The sequence below is a fragment of the Providencia lanzhouensis genome (assembly GCF_050469745.1).
Lineage (GTDB): Bacteria > Pseudomonadota > Gammaproteobacteria > Enterobacterales > Enterobacteriaceae > Providencia > Providencia lanzhouensis.
Genome location: NZ_CP174123.1, coordinates 2,032,804 through 2,056,691, shown reverse-complemented (window position 1 = coordinate 2,056,691; position 23,888 = coordinate 2,032,804). Strand labels below are relative to the sequence as shown.

At 41.6% G+C, this 23,888-nt stretch carries 22 protein-coding genes; 10 read left to right on the top strand and 12 right to left on the bottom strand.

Translation table 11 applies throughout. From position 1 onward, the window contains the following. On the bottom strand, window positions 1–1,122 hold the full coding sequence (locus ACIH2S_RS09645; protein ID WP_036947940.1) for a cupin domain-containing protein: 1,122 nt from the start codon (window positions 1,120–1,122) through the stop codon (window positions 1–3). 404 nt (window positions 1,123–1,526) lie between these two features. Next, a complete protein-coding gene (bla, locus tag ACIH2S_RS09640) occupies window positions 1,527–2,384 on the bottom strand; it encodes a class A beta-lactamase (protein ID WP_349487829.1) in 858 nt (285 codons plus the stop codon). A 317-nt stretch (window positions 2,385–2,701) separates the two neighbouring features. Between bla and ACIH2S_RS09635 the strand changes: the two genes are divergently transcribed. Beyond that, complete coding sequence (locus tag ACIH2S_RS09635) at window positions 2,702–3,418, top strand: sulfite exporter TauE/SafE family protein (RefSeq protein WP_108478112.1); 717 nt, start codon at window positions 2,702–2,704, stop codon at window positions 3,416–3,418. Here the strand turns inward: ACIH2S_RS09635 and ACIH2S_RS09630 are convergent. The 3 genes from ACIH2S_RS09630 to ACIH2S_RS09620 all read right to left on the bottom strand — a co-directional run bounded on the left by ACIH2S_RS09630 (window position 3,407) and on the right by ACIH2S_RS09620 (window position 6,460). Beyond that, a complete protein-coding gene (locus tag ACIH2S_RS09630; RefSeq protein ID WP_349487828.1) occupies window positions 3,407–4,288 on the bottom strand; it encodes a LysR substrate-binding domain-containing protein in 882 nt (293 codons plus the stop codon). The two genes, ACIH2S_RS09635 and ACIH2S_RS09630, sit on opposite strands and share 12 nt — an antisense overlap. Window positions 4,289–4,336: 48 nt before the next feature. Then, window positions 4,337–5,650 carry a type II toxin-antitoxin system HipA family toxin YjjJ gene (yjjJ, locus tag ACIH2S_RS09625; protein WP_430248543.1) on the bottom strand — a complete coding sequence of 438 codons (1,314 nt, stop codon included), beginning with the start codon at window positions 5,648–5,650 and terminating at the stop codon, window positions 4,337–4,339. A gap of 264 nt (window positions 5,651–5,914) precedes the next feature. Beyond that, window positions 5,915–6,460 (bottom strand): AAA family ATPase, encoded by a 546-nt coding sequence (locus tag ACIH2S_RS09620; RefSeq protein WP_132495974.1) that lies wholly within the window; start codon window positions 6,458–6,460, stop codon window positions 5,915–5,917. A gap of 169 nt (window positions 6,461–6,629) precedes the next feature. Here ACIH2S_RS09620 and ACIH2S_RS09615 point away from each other — a divergent pair, with 169 nt between their 5' ends. The 6 genes from ACIH2S_RS09615 to ACIH2S_RS09590 all read left to right on the top strand — a co-directional run bounded on the left by ACIH2S_RS09615 (window position 6,630) and on the right by ACIH2S_RS09590 (window position 14,361). Then, window positions 6,630–7,052, top strand: coding sequence for a MerR family transcriptional regulator (locus tag ACIH2S_RS09615; RefSeq protein ID WP_132495973.1), 423 nt, complete (start codon window positions 6,630–6,632; stop codon window positions 7,050–7,052). Between the two features lie 87 nt (window positions 7,053–7,139). Further along, on the top strand, window positions 7,140–8,321 hold the full coding sequence (locus tag ACIH2S_RS09610; protein WP_036947957.1) for an MFS transporter: 1,182 nt from the start codon (window positions 7,140–7,142) through the stop codon (window positions 8,319–8,321). Between the two features lie 257 nt (window positions 8,322–8,578). Further along, window positions 8,579–9,706, top strand: coding sequence for an acyl-protein synthase (locus ACIH2S_RS09605; protein WP_430248542.1), 1,128 nt, complete (start codon window positions 8,579–8,581; stop codon window positions 9,704–9,706). Between the two features lies 1 nt (window position 9,707). Beyond that, window positions 9,708–12,113 (top strand): acyl-CoA reductase, encoded by a 2,406-nt coding sequence (locus tag ACIH2S_RS09600; RefSeq protein ID WP_430248541.1) that lies wholly within the window; start codon window positions 9,708–9,710, stop codon window positions 12,111–12,113. Window positions 12,114–12,181: 68 nt separating this feature from the next. After that, the gene (locus ACIH2S_RS09595) at window positions 12,182–13,456 is read left to right on the top strand and encodes a phenylacetate--CoA ligase family protein (RefSeq protein WP_108478120.1); all 1,275 of its coding nucleotides are present in this window, start codon (window positions 12,182–12,184) and stop codon (window positions 13,454–13,456) included. A gap of 14 nt (window positions 13,457–13,470) precedes the next feature. Beyond that, window positions 13,471–14,361 carry a GNAT family N-acetyltransferase gene (locus tag ACIH2S_RS09590; protein WP_080675592.1) on the top strand — a complete coding sequence of 297 codons (891 nt, stop codon included), beginning with the start codon at window positions 13,471–13,473 and terminating at the stop codon, window positions 14,359–14,361. Between the two features lie 30 nt (window positions 14,362–14,391). Here the strand turns inward: ACIH2S_RS09590 and ACIH2S_RS09585 are convergent, their stop codons facing one another. Then, window positions 14,392–15,138, bottom strand: a complete 747-nt coding sequence (locus ACIH2S_RS09585) for a DUF4184 family protein (protein WP_108478121.1) — start codon at window positions 15,136–15,138, stop codon at window positions 14,392–14,394. Between the two features lie 292 nt (window positions 15,139–15,430). On the opposite strand from ACIH2S_RS09585, the gene ACIH2S_RS09580 reads away from it, so the two are divergent. After that, window positions 15,431–16,525 carry a porin gene (locus ACIH2S_RS09580; RefSeq protein WP_108478122.1) on the top strand — a complete coding sequence of 365 codons (1,095 nt, stop codon included), beginning with the start codon at window positions 15,431–15,433 and terminating at the stop codon, window positions 16,523–16,525. Between the two features lie 71 nt (window positions 16,526–16,596). Here the strand turns inward: ACIH2S_RS09580 and gss are convergent, their stop codons facing one another. Both gss and ACIH2S_RS09570 read right to left on the bottom strand, forming a co-directional pair. Further along, window positions 16,597–18,474: a bifunctional glutathionylspermidine amidase/synthase gene (gss, locus tag ACIH2S_RS09575; RefSeq protein ID WP_108478123.1), complete on the bottom strand. Its 1,878-nt coding sequence runs from the start codon at window positions 18,472–18,474 to the stop codon at window positions 16,597–16,599. 172 nt (window positions 18,475–18,646) lie between these two features. Further along, window positions 18,647–18,910, bottom strand: a complete 264-nt coding sequence (locus tag ACIH2S_RS09570) for a DUF3811 domain-containing protein (protein ID WP_036947975.1) — start codon at window positions 18,908–18,910, stop codon at window positions 18,647–18,649. 144 nt (window positions 18,911–19,054) lie between these two features. Here ACIH2S_RS09570 and mnmH point away from each other — a divergent pair, with 144 nt between their 5' ends. Then, on the top strand, window positions 19,055–20,149 hold the full coding sequence (gene mnmH / locus ACIH2S_RS09565; protein ID WP_108478124.1) for a tRNA 2-selenouridine(34) synthase MnmH: 1,095 nt from the start codon (window positions 19,055–19,057) through the stop codon (window positions 20,147–20,149). An 84-nt stretch (window positions 20,150–20,233) separates the two neighbouring features. On the opposite strand, the gene ACIH2S_RS09560 is transcribed toward mnmH, so the two are convergent. The 4 genes from ACIH2S_RS09560 to ACIH2S_RS09545 form a co-directional block, all read right to left on the bottom strand. Further along, window positions 20,234–20,644 carry a hypothetical protein gene (locus ACIH2S_RS09560; protein ID WP_036947981.1) on the bottom strand — a complete coding sequence of 137 codons (411 nt, stop codon included), beginning with the start codon at window positions 20,642–20,644 and terminating at the stop codon, window positions 20,234–20,236. A gap of 21 nt (window positions 20,645–20,665) precedes the next feature. Further along, window positions 20,666–21,313 carry a homoserine/threonine efflux transporter gene (locus tag ACIH2S_RS09555; protein WP_108478125.1) on the bottom strand — a complete coding sequence of 216 codons (648 nt, stop codon included), beginning with the start codon at window positions 21,311–21,313 and terminating at the stop codon, window positions 20,666–20,668. A gap of 110 nt (window positions 21,314–21,423) precedes the next feature. Continuing rightward, window positions 21,424–21,882, bottom strand: a complete 459-nt coding sequence (locus ACIH2S_RS09550) for a YaiI/YqxD family protein (protein ID WP_108478240.1) — start codon at window positions 21,880–21,882, stop codon at window positions 21,424–21,426. A 70-nt stretch (window positions 21,883–21,952) separates the two neighbouring features. After that, window positions 21,953–23,158: an MFS transporter gene (locus tag ACIH2S_RS09545; RefSeq protein ID WP_196712357.1), complete on the bottom strand. Its 1,206-nt coding sequence runs from the start codon at window positions 23,156–23,158 to the stop codon at window positions 21,953–21,955. Between the two features lie 111 nt (window positions 23,159–23,269). Here ACIH2S_RS09545 and ACIH2S_RS09540 point away from each other — a divergent pair, with 111 nt between their 5' ends. Next, window positions 23,270–23,857 (top strand): TetR/AcrR family transcriptional regulator, encoded by a 588-nt coding sequence (locus ACIH2S_RS09540; protein ID WP_108478127.1) that lies wholly within the window; start codon window positions 23,270–23,272, stop codon window positions 23,855–23,857. Window positions 23,858–23,888 lie beyond the last annotated feature (31 nt).

Here is a 23,888-nt window from a genome sequence, read left to right as displayed (position 1 = left end):
TTATTCTTCGAAATACCAATATCCCTGATTGATAAATTCGGTCAACTCAGCGACAAAAATTGGGTTATCCAGTGCTTCATCGAGTTCATTTATTCCAATTTCCGTAAGCTGGCACAATGCGTCCGCACCTTTTATTTCTGTGGTATTCCAACCATCTGAATTAACAAAGAAATGATCGCCGATGCGCATGACTCGTAGCCCGCTTAGTCGTATCAATTTTTCACCTGCATTCAAAGCACTCAGTACTTCTTCCGGCTGATATGGCGGTTCAGCAGGGGCAATATCCAACTCATGGCGTGGAGTGGTTGCAAAACGACCTAACCACTGTTCAAAATCACCGGGCTTATTGATCATTTCAATCATCATAGCGCGTAAGCGTTCAACCTCATGAGGCTCCATGGTTCCCGCATTTTTACTGACTTTCAGGTCAGGATCGCCATAGTTTATTCCACCCAAATCCTGTTCCAGTGCATAGTCAGCAAAACTGCTCAGCAAATCGCGCCCAGTAGGACCACGGAAGCCGACAGAATAGTTCATGGTATCTTCGAAGGTGAAGCCATCGTGAGGGAATCCCGGCGGAATATACAGAATATCGCCCGCTGCCATTTCTACATCAATAATCGGCTCAAATGGGTCAACATGTAATAATGCCGGATGTGCGCAAAACTGACGCATGGGAAGGGCGTCACCCACTCGCCAGCGGCGGCGTCCCATTCCTTGGATGATAAAAACATCATAGTTATCAATATGTGGCCCAACACCACCACCAGGAACTGAATAGGAGATCATCAAGTCATCAAGACGCCATTCAGGCAGCACGCGGAACGGTTTTACCAGTTCAGCGGCAGGCATATGCCAATGGTTGACGGCTTGTACTAGCAGTGACCATCCTTTTTCGCCTAATTCGCTGTAGTCTTCAAACGGACCGTGGCTCGCTTCCCATTTGTCATCAATGAAGCTGACTAGGCGACTGTCAACTTCCGGTTCCATCGCCAAACCGGCCAGTTCATCTGGAGTGATAGGGTCGACAAAACCAGGAAATGCATTTTTCAATACAACGGGTTTTTTCTGCCAGTATTTTTCTAGAAATTCAGGCCAGTTAAGATTCAGTTTGTTAGCCATGTGACCACATCTATATAAGTAAATAAGCCAGTCATTATAGAAGTAATATGCCGTTATATTTTTGTTTGGCGTCAAACGTAGGTCGATAACTTTTGGGGGAATCAGAATTCAAGAACCAAACAATCGTCAAAGTTAAATTAAATCTCACAGAACTTTTGCGGGAAGACATGAAGCAACTACTGAAGAGCTTAATTGGTCGTAGATAAAAGACAGTTTCAGCGATAAACAAACCAACACGATTAACCAGCCAGAATGCTGGATTTCTTTATTTTATACTTAAGTTCGCATAATGCATATTATGTTAAATAGAATATATGGACAGATAATAGCCTTATACCTATCTCTCTACTACTTATCGGGGTTCTTCCATAGAACCCCAACCTACAACAAGTAATTCCAATATTCTAGTGACTTAGGTATTCGTCAAATATATGAGAACCTAAAACACGAATCACTTCTGAGCGTTCATCCAAAGAAGTATCCGCTTTTCTTACATAGATGCTGATGAAAACAGGATCATGATTATTTGACCAGACCATCGACGTTATCCCTCTGACACCATAGTCACTTGCACCTGATCTATCTGCGATTTTCCATCCTTTAGGAAGTGAAGCTCTAAGCATATTATCAGCGACTTTATTATTGACCATCCATTCTTTCAATTGTTCTTTTGATGAATGACTAAGAACTTCGCCAGTCAAAATTTTCTTAATACTCTTGCTCATTGCATCAGGAGTCGTTGTGTCTCGCAAATCACCCTCAGGATTGACTGTCAATTCTGGCTCATATCTGTCAGAACGAGTAACCGTATCTCCGATAGCCCGCATAAATGCCGTCAGAGCTTCTGGTCCCCCACCCGAAAAAATAGCAAAATTAGCGGCAGTATTATCACTGTATTCATTGGCCGCTTTGCAAGCTTGTTCAAGCGTAAATGGCTTATTCATATAATCTTTAGCAACTGGTGAATATGTCACAATATTTTTTTCAGTCACTATCATCGAATGATTTAATGAAAGTTTCCTTGCATCAACCTTTGCCAGAATATTGGCGCAAGCAATTGATTTAACTGTACTATCTAAAGGAAAACGTTGATTTCCATTTATAGAAATCGTTTTATCATCTGGGAATATAATTGACAAACCAACCTTCCAACCCTCTTTTTCGTATTGCTTAACTTGATCCTGTAAAGTCAAAGCAAATGCAGAGGATACAAGAGGCATGCTTAAAATTAATGCGGCAAATGTTTTAAATCGTAAAGTCATAGTAAACCTTTGATGGTCAATATTTATATAATGAGTTTATTTCAGCATAAGTTGAAATTTAATTTATGTAGGGCTTTATTTTTACTCATGATTATATTTTCTTTTGTATGGTTCACAAATGATGATAATTTTTAGTAGCCTATAGAAAAACTTATAGCTTAATTTAAATGGTGTATTGATGGCTATAATAACTGTAACTTACTGAAAACCCCTACTCTGTATTTTCCTAAGCCCCCCTGAAGATAATCCATATAGGTTGTTTTTATTTAATTGATTACCCTTTAAGCAATCCTTATCAATTCAAAGGTAAATCCAATATGGCGTTAATTTTATTGATCTTCTTTTTAGCAGGATTTGTTAAAGGAGTCATTGGGCTAGGCTTGCCAACATTATCTATGGGTTTGTTAACAACGGTCATGGAACCTGCTGTTGCAGCAAGCATTCTAATTATTCCATCTTTCGTCACTAATATATGGCAGCTTATGATCGGTGGTAAGTTTTTAAACTTAATTCGACGATTTTACTTATTTATTATCGCTATTTTTATTGGCACTGTTTATAGCCCATTACCAAAATTGAGCTCAGCATCAGAGTGGGTATTTCCTGCATTAGGTCTGATATTAATCATCTATGGATTAGTGGCCATGTTCCTCCCTAAATCGTCAACATCGGGTAAAAATGAACGATGGTTATCCCCACTGATTGGCTATATTACTGGCGTTATTACCGCAGCCACGGGGGTTTTTGTGATCCCTGCCGTTCCTTACTTACAATCGCTAAATCTTAATAAAAATGAATTAATACAAACTTTAGGACTCGCGTTTACCGCGTCAACAATTGCGTTGGCCATATTATTAATCAGAGAGAATAATAGTGAAACTATAGATTATTACACATCGTCAATTGTACTTATTCCGGCGATTATTGGCATGTATGTGGGGCAATATTGTAGAAACTTGATCAGTGAAAAAATATTCAGGCGTTGTTTCTTCTTAGGATTGATCGCTTTAGGTATTTACATGTTATTCAAGTAAGAACTTAACAAACTCATCCATATAACTCGGTAATTCATCAAACCTTCGGGCGCAAATGTATAATTTGCGTTTTGCCCATTCATCAGATAAAGGAGTGATATTTCCTGGATATATTCCGATAAAGCGTGATATGACTTGTCTCGGTAAAATGGCATAGCCAAGCCCTTCACTCACCAATTGCATCACCGCATCCATCGTTGCTAAACGCATTCGGTAATTAAATGAAACTCCTTCGCTTAGTGCATGATGGTCAATATAATCCTGTAATGCATTACCTTGAGAGAGTCCAATAAAATCATGGTTTCCAATTTGTTTTAATGAAGAAATGCCGTGGTCATTCAAATCATTGGATGGTGGCGCGAAAATAACTAAATGGTCATCACATAAAAATTTAAATTCTAAGTCATATAATGACGATGGATTTGCAACGATTCCTAAGTTTGCCATTTGATTATTAAGGCTATTGATGATTTTCTCACTCGACATTTCACGGATCCCAACGCTAATATTTGGGTGTTTCTGTAGATAGTCAGCTAATTTTTTGGGAAGAAAACCGGCTTGTGCCGAAGAGTTGCATAACAGGTCAATATACCCCCGTAAACCTTGGCTGTATTGACGTAATTCACTGCGCATATGGTCGATCTGCAATAGCACCTGATTCGCGTGATTCAATAATGCCAATCCTGCATTTGTCAGCTTTATTCCCGACGAAGAGCGCGTCAATAATAAAACACCAAGTTCACTTTCCATACCTCGAATACGTTCACTGGCTGATTGCAAACTTAAATTAGATAAATTGGCCCCTGCTGTAATACTCCCGGCCTTGTGGGTATTTACAAATAAACGTAAATCAACCATATCAAAACGCATAATCGCTCCGAAAATGTTTATGCCCCATGCTTAGACTACGTTTTAGCATCAAAACTCATCAGCGAGGCGCGATATCCGGGAACTGGCCTCATCGATGTGACCGCGTAACGTTTGTAAGCATAAAGCAAAGTTTTCAGAAAAACATTGGCAATCATTGGCTAAAGTAAAAAACGTCTCAGCTAATTCCAACGCTTCCCGCCAAGTTTCTCCACGGATCCCTTCAAGTAATGTAACTGGCCTAAGAGTATTAACGATTTCACCACCCGACTTAGGCGCAAACCCCATCGGTAAGATATCGTAAGCTGGTGCAAGATGGTATGGGCGGCCATGACTACTAATAAACGATAAATTACCATGATGCATATCGGTATTGCCGATGAGCATACCAAATGCCCAAAGCCGTGCTGTACTGGTGATCGCATCGGGATGTACATATTTTTGCTTCACTAATTCATTGACCAATACAGGCCAAGGCTCTCTTGCCCGCTCTACAAATTCTGCATCCAGAGCTTGTAAAGAAAAAAGCCCTCGACGACCGAGTAAACCAACACGGTCGAATCGAGGAATTTCAAGGAAGCGTTGTCCTTCAAAATCAAATACCTCTGTTTCTACTCCAAGTACCTTTAAAGCAAGGTGCTCCGCTTGTAACAAATCACGCCAACGTTCACTGATTGGGTTATCATCTTTCGCCGTAAATTTTACGATGACATGACCTCGTTCAGTGTAGGTACAAAACTTAGGTTGCTCACCGCCTGCAGATGATCCTGGAGCCTCTCCCGAGCTAACTGCTCGCGCTAATGTTGGATACACAGTGGCTCGATCAACGGGAGTCGGTGCCTGCATGTTCAGAAATTGGTTTCTTGCCTGCTCCCCAATTAATAAGTTTCCTACTGCATCATGCCCGTGAGCGATCAAGGCTCTTATAATATCGGAGTCTGACCAGCGATCTGGATTTGGTGATATTCCAAGTTGCGTTGAATAGGCGGATGCATAAGCTCGACCAAGGTATCCTTGTGGGCGCATATCAAATAGCCACCATGGTAAACCATCACTATGAAGGCATACTCCGTCAGCTTGCTCCATAACAAATCCATCTGGATAAACCGGAATTAACTGACCTATAGATCGTAACGTACCCTCTTCTGTGATGCGATAAATAGGAGCAGAATTAAACCCTCGAAACGTATCACGCAATGCATATTGAATAGAGGATGCAGCGCCAATCCGGATAATATCGTCACCTAATACTTTTAGCGCTCGAGACAAAGTTGGCTGACTAACATTAATAATATCAGCTAGTTGCCTTGCTTTTCTTGGCCCATCACGGAGCAATTGATGTATCATCTCAGATCGATTAGTCATGGTATTAACCACTTAATGAATAGATAAATGAATAGATATATGAATAGACAATTTAGCAGCTATTTCTAGTATTGTCATCTTTCTGAGCTATCTAACCACTGCACTACTTGGAGTGAGAAAATACAGAAACCCCTGATTTAGATAATAATGTAGTGGCAACCCCCATTTCTTGAATGGTTTTTCCACTAAATGTACCTTTTCTGTTCCATTGTAACGAACGTTATGTCCCATTAAACAAGCGCTAACAAGAATTTTTTATTCATATTATTGGTTCACATAAGAAAGAATGAAATTAACTCGGTCATCAACAGGTAAACAAGGGATCTCAATTAATTCATAATTATATTTTTTATATGTCGTCACCATCGCATGGTAGGTCATCACTGCTTCATCAAATGTTTGTTTTCTTTCCGCATCTTGCACATATATTTCTTGCCATGGTGGTGCGATAAATACGCTTTTTTTATACTGAAACGTATTGATTGCTCGTTCTATATGCTTAGGAACTGGAATTGAACATAAATTCAAATAGCCCTCAATATCAGGCAGCCCCCGGTCAAAAAAACAGATTTCATTATGATGATCAGCCAAATGCCATGATCGTAATTCCCAGCAAAGCATCATCTCAGCAAATGCTTGTCTATCAAGCCATGGCAATGCGTTACCACCAATACAGACTTGATCTTGAATAATGGCCCTACCCGATTCCGGTAAACAGGTGTATTTTTTAGCCATTAAATTTTCAATAATTGCACTTTTACCTGCGCCGGGACCGCCAGTGATAATAATCTTTAGCCCATCATTAATCATATATTTCCTTCATTTTTACTATTTCTTATGACTAAAAAACACCATTTTTCTTCAAATGAACTGAGTTAACCATTCTTAATGTAAATAAGTCATCAACCATAATTCAATTCAGAATAGTTAGGTGATAAGTTAGCGGATAAACGTTATTTATATAGAGCGCAAAATTATTATGAAAACACTCTCTATCAGCCAAGTATCCGAACTTACGGGTCTTACCTCTGCAACTATTCGTTTCTATGAAAGCAAAGGGTTAATCCAACCTATTGGCCGAAAAGGTTTAACTCGATTATATGCACCTGAAGTCCTCACTCATCTTTCGCTGATTATTCTTGCTAAACAGGCTCAATTTTCACTGGATGAAATAGCAGAAATGTTAAATCACTTGCCAGAAAAAGGAATTGAACGCCCTATTTTGCGAGAAAAAATAGATGAAATTGACCAAAAAATCCAAGAGTTGCAGAAACTTAAGCAAGGGTTACAACATATTGAACAATGTCCGTCAGAAAACCACTTGCAGTGTCCTAAATTTCAGAAAATTTTATCTGTAAGCTTAAAACAAAACATTGCTAAACTGAGTAAAAAACTCGCTTGACTTAAAGTTAACTTGAAGTTGTATCATCCGGCATATTCGTTTTCTCCCTCTACTATTGTTGATTTTTATGAACAATAAGGAATGATTATGCCTCGTTCAGTTTTTTGGCTTGCCGCCGCATTAGCCCTATTTACAACCGGTAATGCACTTGTATTGTCGGTTGCCGTTTTAGTCGGATCTCAGCTTTCTGCCGATCCTGCCTATTCGACAATCCCTCTTCTTGCTCAATATATTGGATTAATTCTGACTTCTGTTCCGATGGCGCATTTTATGATGCGGTTTGGCCGTCGTGCTGGGTTCATTCTTGGAAACGTTGGCGGATTAGCTGGCGCACTATTTGCCATAATCGGTATTTATAGCCAGAATTTATTACTTTTCTCTATTGGCACTTTCTTTACGGGTATTGCTATTGGTACGGCACAACAGTACCGATTTGCTGCATTAGAAGAAACGCCGGTTGCATTACGTTCAAAAGCCATTGGATTAACCATGAGTGGCGGTATTATTGCCGTATTGATTGGTCCAACACTTGCTGTTTCAACTCGAACCTTAATTGAAAACTATCCATTTATTGGAACCTTTGGTGCTCTGACGATTATCTATATTCTTGCATTTATTCTGTTACTCTTTTTGCCATTAAAACCGCATCAAATTCAAGCCAAAACCGCTAATTCATGGGTAAGTCGCTCTTATTTACGGCTCTATTCTCAGCCATTATTAATGCTGATTGCCATTGTCAGTGCTATCGGTTATGCCCTTGTCGTTTATATGGTGGGGACATTCCCATTAGCGATGAAAGCTCAAGGATTTGATTTTGCAGCCATCACTTTTGTCTTTCAATGTCACATATTAGGCATGTTCGCCCCTTCATTCTTTACTGGGCATCTGATTAGCCGTTTTGGGGTGAAAATATTCGTTTGGATGGGGGCAATATGTTTAGCTATAGCCAACATTATTGGTTTCACTGGCTCGAGCTACACACACTTTTTAATCACCATGACATTAGTCGGATTAGCGTGGAACTTTATTTTAATTAGCACCACACAGCTACTTCCAAGAACTTACCATGAACATGAAAGAGCCAAAATTCAAGGCGCTACAGATTTTCTCATTTTCAGTTTTGGTGCCTTAGGAAGCTTAAGTGCAGGCTTCGCTTTTTACTTTATGGGTTGGAATTCAGTTAATATTATGGGATTAGCGGTAGGAATTGGCATTATTATCGCGATGATATTACTGCGAGATAGCCTCAATAACCAAACCGCCAACTAACCACATGAATTACTGGCAGTAATACGCGTTTTATTACTGCCATTTCCTTTAGTACCCATCAAAAACGTTAACCTTGAAGCTGTACTCTAACCTCCCGCACAAGACTTCTATTTTACTATTACGGTGTAACAATCTTAATAATTTTGTTTTTTTTCCATCTGTTTATTATCACTCATAATATTAGATTGCTGTTGCAATCTAGACTTTTTTAACACCTTTTTCTTATTCAATTACTCCTTGGGCTAAAGGAATATCTTATGATATCTGTCCCTACTGTCGATGAATTATGCAAACTAAATCAACCTTATAATTGTACGGCGGCAAGCGAATTATTATTCCATCACGCTATGCAGGAACTCGTTTTTTTCCATATAAAAAACACCCCCAAATATGCCCAATGGCTGATTAAACATCATATTTCCCCGGAAAACCCGCAAATCAATTCATGGGGAGACTTACCGCCAATCTTTGCCAACTATTTCAAACATAATCTGTTGGTTAGCCACACAGGCAATGATGCGTTAGAGCTAACATCGTCGGGTACTATGGGGCAAAAAAGCCGGATGCGTTTTGATGAACGTAGTATTAACGCCTTGCTGAACATGGTTGATCATATATTCCAATATTATGACTGGGTTACACCGAAAACACCGTGTAACTACCTATTACTCAGTTATGAGCCCGTCGATTCAATTACCCTAGGCACAACGTATACTGATCAATATTTATGCAAATATGCGCCAATTAAACAGGTTGTTTATGCCTTACGACATACGGGAAAAGGTCATCAATTTGACCCGCTAGGCGTGATCCAAGCATTACAGCGTTTTTCCCTTGATGATGCCCCTGTACGTATACTTGGTTTCCCTGCTTTTATCTGGTTTGTACTTGAAATGATGCAAGATATGCAATTGCCTCCGCTAACATTACCTCCCGACTCATTAACACTTTTTGGCGGCAGTTGGAAAACATATGCAGAACAAAAAATCCCTAAAACTACGCTCTACCAAAGACTGACCAAACAATTAGGGATCATCAACGAACGTTGCCGAGATGGTTATGGTGCCATTGAGCATGGTGTTCCCTATATCGAATGTATTCATCACCATTTTCACCTTCCTGTCTATGCTAAAGCGTGGGTGCGAGATACCTACTCTTTTGAAATAAAAGGGTATGGCAAAAGCGGTTTCTTACAATTGGTTTCCCCCTATATAACCTCCTGCCCAGCCCATAGCATTTTGATGAGCGATTTAGCGATCCTACATCGAGGTGCTGAATGTGGATGTGGTCTAGGAACTGACTGGTTTCAACTGCTTGGTCGTGCAACTCAACATAAAACACGGAGTTGCGCATTAGCCGCCTCAGAACTACACCAAGGAAAATAATATGTTCCTCATTTATGGAAAACATTACCCCGATTTCAATCCCAATCAGTCCTTGAGTTTACTCACTGAAATGCTGCCAAGCACATTGGGGCAACCTTTACCTCTCGAAGCCCTATTGACCTGTGCGGAACGTTTTATCACCCGATTAAAAGACCCTAATTTTTTACCTAAAATTGATGAGGTACTAAGAAACGAAATCAAACAATTTTGTCATCCCACCGCATTACGTTTTAAACTCGAACATGAATTAGGGCGTTCACCATTCTCTTTACGCCGTCCCCATTTATCTCAACCTCATTTTGAAAGTTGGCGGCCGTTGGGAGTCGTATTGCATATCACACCCGCAAATGCCACATCTCTTCCTTTTTTAGCCATAATCGAAAGTTTGTTAGTGGGTAATATTAACTGGTTGCGTACAAGCTCCCGTCAACAAGGGATAACTTTCGAATTATTACACGCATTTCTGGCGTGTGACGAAACCCATGTATTGAAGAACTATGTCGCCATCTTACCTGTGGCAATAGAAAACCTTCCCCAATTAATAAAGCAGGTTGATGGCGTTTCTGCATGGGGGGCGGATAAAACACTAACAAGTATAAAAGAACAACTTTCGCCGAATTGCCGTTGGCTCCCTTGGGGTCATAAAATCAGTTTTTCTTGGTTAATCCCAAATGGCATTACTGACAAAAATTTGGATCAACTTGCGGATGAAGTTTGTCGATTTAATCAGCTATCATGTTCGAGCCCACAGAGTATCTTCGTCGATACTGAATCCTTACCAACACTCATCGACGTGGGAAATAATCTAGCACAGGCAATGCATCGACGTTGTCATTACTGGCCATTTCAACAACCAGACATCACATCCGCGGCGGATATTACCACTGCAAACGCCTTTAACGAATTAGACAACGTATTTGCAGATGCACAAAACCTCTGCTGGAGTGGGGATAATTGGCGTATTTGGTTAAAAAATACCATTGAATTTGAGCCATCACCACTATATAGAACGCTCTTATTACGCCCCTTGCCTCGCCATAAACTGATTGAAACCTTACGCCCATGGCGTACTTACTTGCAAACCTGTGCTCTGATTTCAACGACAAATGATACAGCGAACCTGAGTCAGCAATTGCTGGCTGCTGGGGTTAATCGCATCACCACACCTGGGTGCATTCATTCAGGTTATCACGGTGAGCCCCATGATGGAGTGTTTGCATTAAATCGACTCACTCGGCGAGTTAGTGTAACTCTCGATGAAAATAGTTTATCCGGTTTAGCCACCCTTGACCTCCCACTCGAGGAACCTAATTTACTTACAGAACAACCCATTATGGACAAATTGTCATTCACTGAAAACACGATACAGCCTAGCGCTAAATTATTTTTCCGCAGTGGTGGCAGCACTGGCACTCCTAAGTTATCCGGCTTTACTTATCGTGACTATCATCTTCAAATGCAAGCCGCCGCAGATGGTATCTTCGCCGCAGGTCTTGACCCCGCCAATGATAACGTACTGAATTTACTCTACTCAGGAAATTTATACGGTAGTTTACTTAGTTTTTTCACCATCCTCGATAAAGCTAACGTGACCCATCTTCCTATGGGCGGTCCCAAAAATGATGACTATGGCGAAATTGCCGAAATGATCGTGAGTCAGCAAGTTAATACACTTATCGGCATGCCAAGCACGCTTTCTCAGCTATTTACGCAACAAGCAGTACCATTACGCCGCTATGGCGGCATTCGAAAAATATTGACCGGTGGTGAGCCAATAAGTCCTGCCCAACGTGATTTCTGGCATAGCTTCGGTATCCAAACTATTCGCTCTGCGCTCTATGGTTCCACCGATGCTGGTACATTAGGCCACGCCTGTAAGGCAAGCAAAGACGGTATATTTCATTTAATGGCTGATATTCAGTGGTTAGAGATAGTCGAAATAACCAGCGATATTCCCGTTAAATCAGGAGAAGTCGGTCGTTTACTTTTTACTTCTCGCAACCGAGATGGACATCGGGTCACTCGCTACGACATTGGTGATCTTGGGCGTTGGGTGAAAGGCGCCTGCCCTTGTGGCGCACTCACGCCTCGCTTTGAACTTCTAGACCGCCATGACAACCTGACCCGCATAGGCAGTGCATTTATCCCAATGCAGCAGCTAGCTCGACTGGCAGACGTTCCAATACAGTTCATCTTAGATCATAACCCCCTTAGCCAATTAGACCGGATGCGTGTTTTCGCTGATGGTGACACAATAGAAGTACAAAATCGCCTTAAGAGTGACCCGGTGTTACTCATGATACTTGATGCAGCGTTACTTGAATTTGAAGTTATCCGTTGCCCATCAACCACATTTGAGTGCAATCCTCAAAGTGGTAAAACGCTATTAGTCATTGATAAACGATAAATGTTAAGCGTTCAGAAATATAGCACTCATGAATACAGTTCTCATAAATACAGGATTGGGGTCGACAAATGAAAACATACATCAATGACGCCACTATCTTATCGCTTGAACAGCTAGTTGAATTTGCTCGTCAGCACTCACCTTACTATGCGAAGCATTACCGGAAGATCCCCAAACATGGCTGGCAGCTTTGTGATTTACCCCTCGTCAATTCTGCTGGATATTGGGCTGGGAACCATGACCTGGCCAGTTGGCCTGTCTTAACGGCTCCATTTACTCATGGTTTGGTATTTAAAACAGGCGGCACCACTGGAGCCTGTAAATTATCGCTTTATACCCATAACGAATGGTATGCCTTTGTGACCCGCTTTAGCCGTAGCCTGTCAAACCAATTACAATCTGGCGATCGGGTTGGAAATCTATTTTTCGCTGGGGATCTTTATTCGAGTTTCTTATTTATCCATCAAGCCCTATTCCATGCAGATATTCCCCTATGTGAATATCCATTTAGCGGCACAATCGATCCTCAAGGCTTATTTACTCAAATTCGCCAACATAAAATCAATGTTCTCGCGGGAGTTCCTGCAACGTTATTACAACTAGCAGCAAAAGCTACCCAACAACACCAACCCTTATTGGAGATTTCCCTGCTTCTATTTGGAGGAGAAAGCCTATTTGCCGAACAATCATTGTTACTTCAACGCGCATTTCCTTGTGCCCGTATTGCCTCTATCGGCTGTGCGGGGGTTGATTCGGGACTAATAGGTCAGAGTGACGCTCAATGTCAAATTGGAGAGCATCGAGTTTTTGAACCTGAAACTATCGTTGAAATTATTGATGAGGTCACTGGCGAACAAATTGAGGATGAAGGCCGCACCGGCATGCTAGTTATCACAAACTTAACCCGTCAGCTTATGCCGTTGATCCGCTATCCAACTGGCGATACTGCTGCTTGGTCTGAACCAAAGGGACAGCCAGCTCGTCGGTTCTTTTTACATGGACGAAGTAGCTTTGGGCATCGTATTCGTGTTGGCCACTCCACGATTTACCCTGATGAGATTGACGCTTTAATTAGCGAACTACTTGGCGAGCAACAGTGGCAAATGCTAATAGAACATCATGGCTATTATGACCAATTAACACTACGTATTGCTTTTTTGGGCGATGATAATCACGCCAAAACTCTTGGTCATACAATCCAAAAAAAATATAGCCATGCCGTGAAGCAACTCGAAAGTGACCAACTACATTGGGTTATTGAATGGTGTCAACAGGATGAGCTTATTTGCAATATTCGAACAGGTAAATTACAGCGAATTATCGATAACCGAACATACGTTTAGAAGAAAAATAAATAATGAATATCCGAAATTTTTACGCAACAGATGCTAATGATATCAGCGCGCTTTTTCGTGATGTATACGCAGACCGCTACGTTTATCCCGAGCTTTATATCCCCGCGATGATCACTCGGCGCAATAAACAACGCATTTGGTGCAGTGCTGTGGCTATAAAAAATAACAAAATCATCGGTCATGCAGCCTTAAAACGAGACGCTAGCGTTACCACTAATGCAGAATTGGCGATGATTGTCACCCATCCTGCTGCCCGGCATCGTGGCGTGGCATTCCAGCTTGGTATGTACCTTTATGAAGAGGCTCGCCGGCAGCAATTAACAACACTGACCATTAAAATGGTATGCAGCCATTTAGGTTCACAGCTATTGGCAAAAAATTTAGGGTTTCATACCACCGCATTATTGCGGGATTATGTCGGCTCCCCCTTTGAATCAGGGTCATTTGAAAGTGTTGTTGTGGGCGTACAAACTTTGCAGCCAAAACCCGTACCAACACTCAGTTCGATGAGAACTCAGCCAAATACACTGGCATTACTGAGCGCGCCATTCGGTAATAAACCGCCATTTGCTATGCCAAACCTTCACATTTTTCCCATTGAGGTGTGTGATAGCGGGGAGCGCATAAACGTAACACTGCATCAAATAACAGGTGGGGTCATCAATGAACTCGCGCATCTACCCTATGAGCGGCGTATTTATATTCAGGTTCCTATCAATGCCATGCTAGCCAAATATCTGCCCTTTTTTTACCAAGTCGGTTATCGAGATGCAGGTTTAATTCTCGATAGTCATGGCGAATGGGTCTGGTTATTTCAGCGTGGTTTTAACCCCCAACATCTCCAGTTATGCTGTCCAATTGCACAAAAGTTACAAGAGGCTGCAATGTGCTGAAATGTTGAAATTACAAAAACCTTGAATATTTTAACGTAAGCGGCATTGACGGTAAAATGTCCAAATCCCATAAGTAACTAAACCACCAAAGAAAAATGGCACCATCATGGTAAGTTCTAAATAAACGAAGCGGTTAAAGTGAAAATTGGGTAATTTCGGTGTGAGATAATAGGCAATAGGTAGCGCGAATAGCGCGGAAACAACACCTATCCCCATTATTTTTTTGAGTTTTTGGTTATCAATGTGCTGCTGTATTTTTGGCTGTTTTCGATGATATCGCCAATATTGATAACTTAAATAGAGCAAACCTAATAATGATCCGGAATGCTGCAAAATTTTATAAATAGCAATTTCTTGTTTATCCGTCATGGTGAGGTTGAACTGTAAAAATGACCATGACCGCACCATCGTGCCTGTATCATGCGTAAAAGAATCCCAAACAATGTGCGTTAATGCGCCAATAAAGAAAGATATAGCGAGAATACAAATATTTCGGATAGACCGATCCTGCGTTTTTTTAATCGCAAAAGGTATAACGGTTGATAATGGCGAAGCCAGCTTCAGAATAATGACATAAATAATAAAGCAAAGAGGTAATCCAATAGATAGCCATCCCACAATACGATGGGCTTCTGATGCTAATCGATACAATCCAAACGAATATAATAAGTCTGGGCTCAAACTCCCAAGGATCATCGCAGGCAAACTTAGCCATTTTCCCAAGAAAGAATGCTTAATAGGAAACACAACCGCAGGATGAGAAAACGTCCATGGCATCAATTATTATCCTTCTATGATCATTTGGTATGCATCACATTCTAAATGTTGCCGTTCCAGTTCACTATACGATTATCCTGAAACCCCCGCCTTCCATTCGCACTTCCCAAATAGCGATTTTACGAAATAATTTGCGAGTAATTATATTTAGTTCAGTGCAATCCACTCATTGAATGATTCTCATTTAATTATATATTGCCTGAATTGATACCTTACGTTGATAATATACGCGGTTTATTTCCCATCCATGCACAAAATCAACTGTTTTATACGTGATTTAAAGGATTTTTATATGAAATACAATAAATTAGCAATACTTATTACAACTCTGGCATTCGCAGGCGCAGCTAACGCGGCAGAAGTTTATAACAAAGATGGCAACAAATTTGATGTCTATGGACAAATTGATGTTCGCCACTATATTGCCGATTCAAAAAGTGGTGAAGATGGTGATGATTCACGCGTTCGTTTAGGATTCCGTGGTGATACGCAAATCAACGATCAACTCACAGGTTATGGTCGTTTTGAATGGGAAACTCCAACCAATAAATCTGAAAGTGATCATGAAAACCAAAACCGTTTAGCTTATGCCGGTTTAAAATTCGCTGATTTTGGTTCTTTGGATTACGGTCGTAATTATGGTGTGAACTACGATATCAATGCATGGACTGATGTTCTCCCACTTTGGGGCGCGGACACCATGGATCAAGAAGATAATTTCATGATGGGACGTAACCGTAACTTATTAACTTATCGCAATAATAATATGTTCGGCTATGTTGATGGCTTAAGCTTCGCCCTGCAATACCAAGGCAAGAATGGCGATCAGAATAAATCCTCTGGTGAAGATGCACTAAAAAATAACGGTGATGGTTATGGTTTATCCACCGCTTATGAATTAGGTTACGGCGTCACCTTAGGGGGCAGCTATGCAAACTCAAGTCGTACACCAAGCCAGCGTGATGGCGCTATTGGTGCAAAAGGTGAACGCGCGCAAGTGTGGAACGTCGGGGGTAAATTTGAGTGGGAAGACCTTTACATCGCAGCGATGTATGGCCAAGCACTGAATGCAACTCGCTATGGCGAAGATGATGCTGAAGCTGTTGCCAATAAAACAGAAAACTTAGAAGTTGTTGCTACTTATACCTTAGATTTCGGCTTAACCCCTTCAATTGGTTATAACCAATCTAAAGGGAAAGATCTTGGTGAATATGGCAGCAAAGATTTAGTGAAATATGTGGCTGTTGGCGCAGCTTATGAGTTCAACAACAACATGTCCGCTGTTGTTGATTACAAAATTAACTTATTGAATAAAAATGAGTTTACTCGTGAGCACAACATCAATACGGATAATGTCTTAGGTCTGGGCTTAGTGTATCAGTTCTAATCTAGATCTCGAAAGTGGCGCTATCTTCAGTATTAAAGATAGCGCCATTTCTTTTGCTTTTATTCTTATTTTTACTGACGTTGCTTCAGGTAGTCATCGTCGTCAAGCACCCAAAGTGGTTCTATATCGCTATCTTTCTTAATGACTAAAGAAGGATCAGAACGTAAACATGCACCACCATAATGTCCACCCACCGTAAATGTACAGACTTGAATATAACGTTCTGCCACTTTCGGTAAACACCATAATTGCTGATAAACATTCTCTTGATGGGCAAATTGCCCACAAGTTTCATCCAGAATATCGTCTTGATGATTAACTAGCCCAATATTATTACCACAGCGCCCCGCGATAGGCTTCACGGCATACCCCGTTTGGCGTAGCTCATCGTTAATCTCAAAATCAGTATCCAATAAATATGGATGATGCGGGAACAGTGACCATAGAATCGGCAGGATTGATTTATTGCCTGGGATCACCGTCCATAATGGTTCAAAAACACGAATTTCTGGACGCAACAGCACATCAATCAACCGGACATCATTATGATGTGGATGACCGGTTCGGATAGGTAAACCAGAAAGGTCACTTTCACTCTCTTGGCGTAACTGCTCCAAAGCGGTTTCCCATGCCCATGTTTTCCATACACATTGAAGCACCTGCCCTTCACCATCCACCACTTGACCCGTTTCATTCCAGACTAACTCATCCAAACCATGGATAATTTTACATTCAAATCCCGCCGCTTTAATGGATTGAGCCATAAACAGAGCGTGATAATCCTCCTCACTATCTCGATCTTGCATAATGTGAATAAACGGTTTTGCAGTGGTGTGTTTCCATGTATCCGTAAGTAACTCTTGCAGTCGTTCACCAGGATTCCAGCCCGCGTTGATGCCGCCTACTTTTGACCATTTATCAATAATTAACCCTGTTTCAGTATGGCAAGAAGCTGAATCCGCATTGTATTCATAAACTTTCAATCCACGATGATCCATACAGAAATCAAGGCGACCCGTCACCATATCATGACGGCGGTTTTGCCATGATAAACGCAAACGCGGCCAGAGAATTTCGGGAATATTGAAAAGTTTCAGTAAGTTGTCATCTTTGAGGACTTTTTCAGTCGCATGCAAATACATCAAATGAACTTCATTTGTTGCCTGCATTAGCTGATTTTCGGCAGTGCTGGAAATCGTGAAATATTCGTGAGGGTTGGCATTCAATTTATGCCCATGGTTAGCCTTCACATAGGCTAATTCAATCGGGTTAGATTCATCTAACCAGCATTGCTTGAAGTTGACTTGGCTATCTAACTGAGCCGCGTGCAGTTCCATCAATTGCGGATTAATTTCAGGTTCTTTATAGGCATACTGGTTATTATCCGTTTGTATCATCCAACCGAGGATCGTGGTATCGGTGAATGTATCAGACAACGTATAACTTCCATTATCAGTGTTTAGCGGTAGCTCTCGAGTCCACTGCTGACCCGCAGGGAGTTTATGGTGTAGAACATTTTGCTCAACAATTCGAACTTTGTTATCAAAAACTTGGGTAATAATCGCAACATGCCCAGTATGCTCAAATTCACCCCCCTCCGCCCAAATCAGTAAGCTTCCTGCGGTGGGTTTCATTTGGCTGCCATTTTGATACGCGCGCAATGGCAAAATGCCGTCATCCACTACATGGCGCAAAAAACGTAATGCGAAAATTTCATACGCCATGCTGACATCGGTAAACACCACGCCATAATTGAGATAAAGAAAACGACGAGCAAATTCAACGCATTGCCATTTATATCCCATGTATTCATTATTGATATAACTGCGAAAAGAGATATCATCCCGTTCACCTAAATCGGGAATGGAACTGTAATTGGAAGAGTAAATTGCAACACCACCGGGGGCGTAGCCAAGTAAAGTGCCAAACGGTTCATGTTCTTCTGTCATGATCAGACTCCTATTACAGCTCACTGATATTATTTAAATTGCAATTATATGAATGCTAATAATCAGTATACGCTTGTAATAGTCAAAACACTGCGTTTTTTCATGGCATAAAAAAAGCACCTATTAATAGGTGCTTTTTGGTGTTGATCTTGAATTTAATGAGAAAATTTTGTTAGCGATAACCGCGAGTATGGTTGTTAGATGACCAGTTGTAGGTCACATTGCTCCCTGTTACGCGCTCTTTTTTCTTTTGGGTTCTTAAGGCTTTGGCTTCTTTTTCAACTTCAGCCGAGATTTCGGTAATGATCAATTTTTTGACTTTGCTTTCTTCTGAATTGGTCAACTCGCGCCCTAAACTTTTACGTTCTTGAGCCAGCCGTTGCCTCACCCGCATTCTTTGCGTTTCAGTCATCTCTTGCAGTGTTAGGGTTTTCATGTCATTACTCCTTCGAAAGTTGAAAGACGACTTCCAATATAGCACTCCGTTCTCTTTTCGTCCCAGATAAGGTGCCATCATCCCTATTTAGGAGTATAGTAGCCCTTATCGAAATCCGAATTGATATGAATCATTTTATTTATTATGGAATTAGCGCTCTCCACACCTGAAATTCGCCAGATCCTCGCTTCTGACACCTCAATCATTGATGTTCGTGCCCCCGTTGAATTTCAACAAGGCGCTATGCCATCGGCACTCAATTTACCCTTAATGAATGACGATGAACGTACCACCGTCGGGATCTGTTATAAACAAAAAGGCTCCGACAAAGCGGTCGAGTTAGGGCATCAATTAGTCTCGGGTGAATTACGTGAAAATCGAATTAATGCGTGGAAAACTGCGTGTCAACAAAACCCAGAAGGCTATCTTTGCTGCGCTCGCGGCGGAATGCGCTCCCATATTGCTCAACAATGGTTAAAAGAAGCGGGCATTGAATATCCGCTTATTAATGGGGGTTATAAAAATTTACGCCAAACTGCCATCGATGCAATTAACGAACTCGCTCAACGCCCAGTAATATTGATTGGCGGTTGCACTGGAAATGGCAAAACACTATTAGTTCAAAGCCTTGAAGATAGTATTGATCTAGAAGGTATTGCCCATCATCGAGGCTCTTCCTTTGGGCGTACTTTAGAAGCCCAATTTTCACAGGCGACGTTTGAAAACCATTTAGCGGTTTCTATGTTAAAAAAAGCTCCTAATCACAACCGGTGGGTGCTTGAAGATGAAGGTCGAGCCATTGGCGTGAACAGCCTTCCCGATTCACTACGCCAAGCAATGGAAACAGCAACAATTGCGGTGGTTGAAGACCCCATTGAGCGCCGTATGGAAAGGTTAAAAGAGGAATATTTTGACCGAATGACCCACGATTTTCTTGCCGCATTTGGTGAAGAACAAGGTTGGAATGCCTACAGCGAATATCTACATCATGGTCTACATGCTATTCGTAAACGTTTAGGTTCCCAGCGAGCGATTGAACTAACTAAACTCCTTGATGATGCGCTGATTGCTCAACGTAAAACGGAAAAAACAGACGTTCATTTCTCATGGCTTACACCACTTCTTCATGAATATTATGATCCGATGTACCGCTATCAGTTAAGCAAGAAACAGGATCGAATTGTTTTCAAAGGAACATTTGAGGAAGTCACTGAGTGGGTAAAATCCACCGCTCAATAATGTTACACGTATCCTTCAATATTAAAATAAGGTGACGCTGTCACCTTATTGACCATTTCCAAGCCTGTTTAACGTACTTCCTGTTTAGCGTAACAGTGCACCCACTAAAAATAGTGCCCCCAATATCAAGCTGCACCCGGAACTGACATACCAAAATAGGTCGCTATTGCCTTTAAAGCGGCTTTTGATCAGTGGAAATATCGCCGCTCTAATTAAAAATACAGCAGCAATGGCAATTAGAATGGATTGAGTAAAGGGTAAAGAAAAAGAACCTTGAGCTGCACTGAATGCGTACAATCCCCAAATGGTTAATACCGTGCCGACAAAAATCGCCGTAAATGGTGGATACCAATGCCCTTCTTGAGCCTGTTTAACGATCCGTTCCCCTGCTCCGAGCCACTTAAATCCAGCTGCACCCCAAACCAGACACGCAAAATGCAATAGTGCAACAATCCATGTTAGCACAGCCGCCAAATACAATGCAGTTATTCCCATTTATGGTCCTTTCAGTGAGGCTTATTTTTTAAAGGCAATCTCAGTAATACCTTGGTAAATTAATTTAGAAGCTAACCCGCCTAAAATCAATCCGACCACTTTGCCTATCACTTTATGGATACGGGAATATGTTCGTCTTACAGAAGATAATGAAAATGTCTGGCATAATATAATACGCCAAATTAGAGAAGCCACCACAATTCCTAGCCAAATCACAAGCTTAGTCCACAGCGGTGTTGAGGGTGAAATCGTAGTAGAGAAAATACTCATGAAAAATAGAACAGTTTGTGGGTTAGATAAGTCAGCAATTAACCCTCGACGAAAATAAACGCCTGTTGGAAAATTTTCTGTATTTTTTTCGGTGGCAAGAGACAGTTGCGTTTTATTTCGAAAGACACTGATCGCGTAATAAAATAAATATAATCCACCCAAAATCTTAATCAGGGAAAATAACGACTCAAACTGTGTCATTAATGCCACCAGCCCAAATAGCCCTAACCCTGAATAAATCGCATCCCCCAGTACAACCCCATAACCACAAATTAATCCGGCTTTTTTTCCTGAACTTAACGTTGTCTGAACCACCGTAAATAAGTTGGCACCAGGGTTAAAAAAGGTCAAAACAAACAAAAACAAGGTAATCAGAATGCTGTGTAGTGGATCCATCATGGTGTCTCACATTAGCGGAGGATTTTTTTATTATAGACAGGGATAACCCATCGAGGTGCAACCTACGTCAGGTTATTGAAAATCCACCGTATGCGAATGAACTAAAAACACTATCCCAACGATTTTCGACGTTGCAGCAGCCACTTATCTAACTCATTTGCAAATTGTTGGCGATCACGTTGGTTTAAGCTAGCAAGCCCCCCAGTTTGCACGCCGCTAGCTCGCATCGTGTCCATAAAGTCTCTAATTGTCAGTCTTTCACGAATGGTGGCTTCACTGTAACGTTCACCTCGAGGGTTCAACGCCACCGCGCCCTTTTCCATGACTTCCGCTGCCAACGGAATATCAGCAGTAATCACTAAATCGCCGGCTTGTGCGCGTAAAACAATCTCATTATCTGCAACATCAAACCCAGCGGGAACTTGCAGAGTTTTTAAAAACATCGAAGGCGGAACCGATAAACGCTGGTTCGCCACAAATGTAATTTGCACTTTTTCTCTATCAGCCGCGCGATATAACACTTCTTTAATCACTTTAGGGCATGCATCCGCATCCACCCAAATCACCATCATTGACATATAACCTATCTATTTCATCTTTTAAAAATTAATGGTGAGCATAATAGCATGACGCGGTCTTTTAAGAGGAACAAACTGCCGTTTCTTGTCGCATCAATAGCCCGTAACTCATGAGTGAGCACACCACCACCAAAATACCGCCAGCAATAGCAACCCAATATCCTGCATAAATTCCAAGCTCATCCACCATTTTACCTGAGAGCATCGCCCCAAATGCCACGCCAATATTGAGTCCCGCAAGTAGCCATGTCATTCCTTCCGTTAAACGGTGATCGGGAACAATATTTTCCACCAGCGACATACCGATAATCATCGTTGGTGCAAAAAATAGCCCAGATATAAACATCACCATCGACAGCGACAAAATTCCCCCGACCCACAGCAACGGAATAATCGACAGCAATGTCAGAACCCCGCTGATTAGCAACATACGCGGCAAAGGCATTGATAAACGCATCCCTCCAAATACCACCCCCATCACACAAGAACCAATGGCATACAGTGATAACACTAAACTCGCCATCGCCGGCTGCCCTTGTATCTGTGCCAGCGTCACACTCAAAATATCGACCGTCCCCACAATCACGCCCAGCGAAATCATGAGAATAATCAACAGTTGTAAACTTGGCAGGCGCAAAATAGACGCCTTCGCGCTCATCATCTGGTGCTTATCGACTAAGGCAGGTTCTGTTTTACGTTGAGAAACTAAGAGCAAGACTCCCACCAGCAATAAAATACCCGCAATCATAATTCCCGCTTGTGGGAACAGAACCACTGTCAGCCCGACGGATAAGGGAGGTCCCGCAATAAATGTCAAATCATCGAATACAGTTTCCAACGAGTACGCCGTTTGCAGTAGCGGATCCCCTTTGTAGATCTGCGACCATCTCGCGCGGATCATCGCCGACATACTCGGCATAAAGCCCGACAGAAATGCTCCTAAAAATAACCAAATATAAGAGAGCCCTAACCACGTAGACGCCACGATTAGCCCCATGCCCAGAACACTAATAAAAGTCACTAACGGCAATACGCGAAACTGACCATGGCTATCCACTTGGCGAGAAATCTGCGGCGATAATAAGGCATAAGTCAGCACAAAAGTGGCTGAAACGCCACCTGCCAGTGCATAACTTCCTTGCAACATTGACAGCATGGTAATAATCCCAATCCCCATCATGGGTAACGCTAAGCGAGCCAAAAGCCCTGCTAAGGCGAATTGGATGCTTCCTGAAGCGTGAAAAAGTTGTTGGTATCGACTCAGCATGCAGTATCTCCATAATAAAAATTCAATATATATACGGTGTGTATGTATAAAAATGATATATTGATACGAGATGAATGTAAACAATCATACGCAATGTATGTAAGAGGTTTTATGGCAAGACGAACACAAGCCCAAATGGAACAAACTCGCGCCCTATTACTGGCGACGGCACGGGATTTCTTCTGCCGTTTAGGCTATGCAGACACATCAATGGATGATTTAACTGCCAGTGTTGAATTGACTCGCGGCGCGCTATATCACCATTTTGGAGACAAACAGGGATTATTCTTGGCGGTTGTCGAACAAATAGATGCTGAAATGAACCAACGTTTACAAACAATTACGGACAACAGCGATGACCTGTGGTCAAGCTTTCAACAACGCTGTCATGCCTATTTAGAAATGGCGCTAGAGCCTGAATATCAGCAAATTATTTTGCGAGATGCTAAAGCGGTATTAGGAGAAGCCATTGCAAAATCTAACTTACAATGTGCGGACGCTATTGAAAAAATCATCGCCAAGCTGGTAGAAGATAATGTTATTGCCAACGTAGAGCCTCGCGCCCTCGCCGCGTTACTGAATGGAGGCTTATCCGAAGCGGCCTACTGGATAGCGCAAGATAAGAGTGAAATTCGGCTAAAACAGAGTATTGCTAGCATTAATATGCTACTGAATGGACTAAAACTCCCTGCTAAATAATCGCTGATAACAGTAAGCCCATATAGTGGGC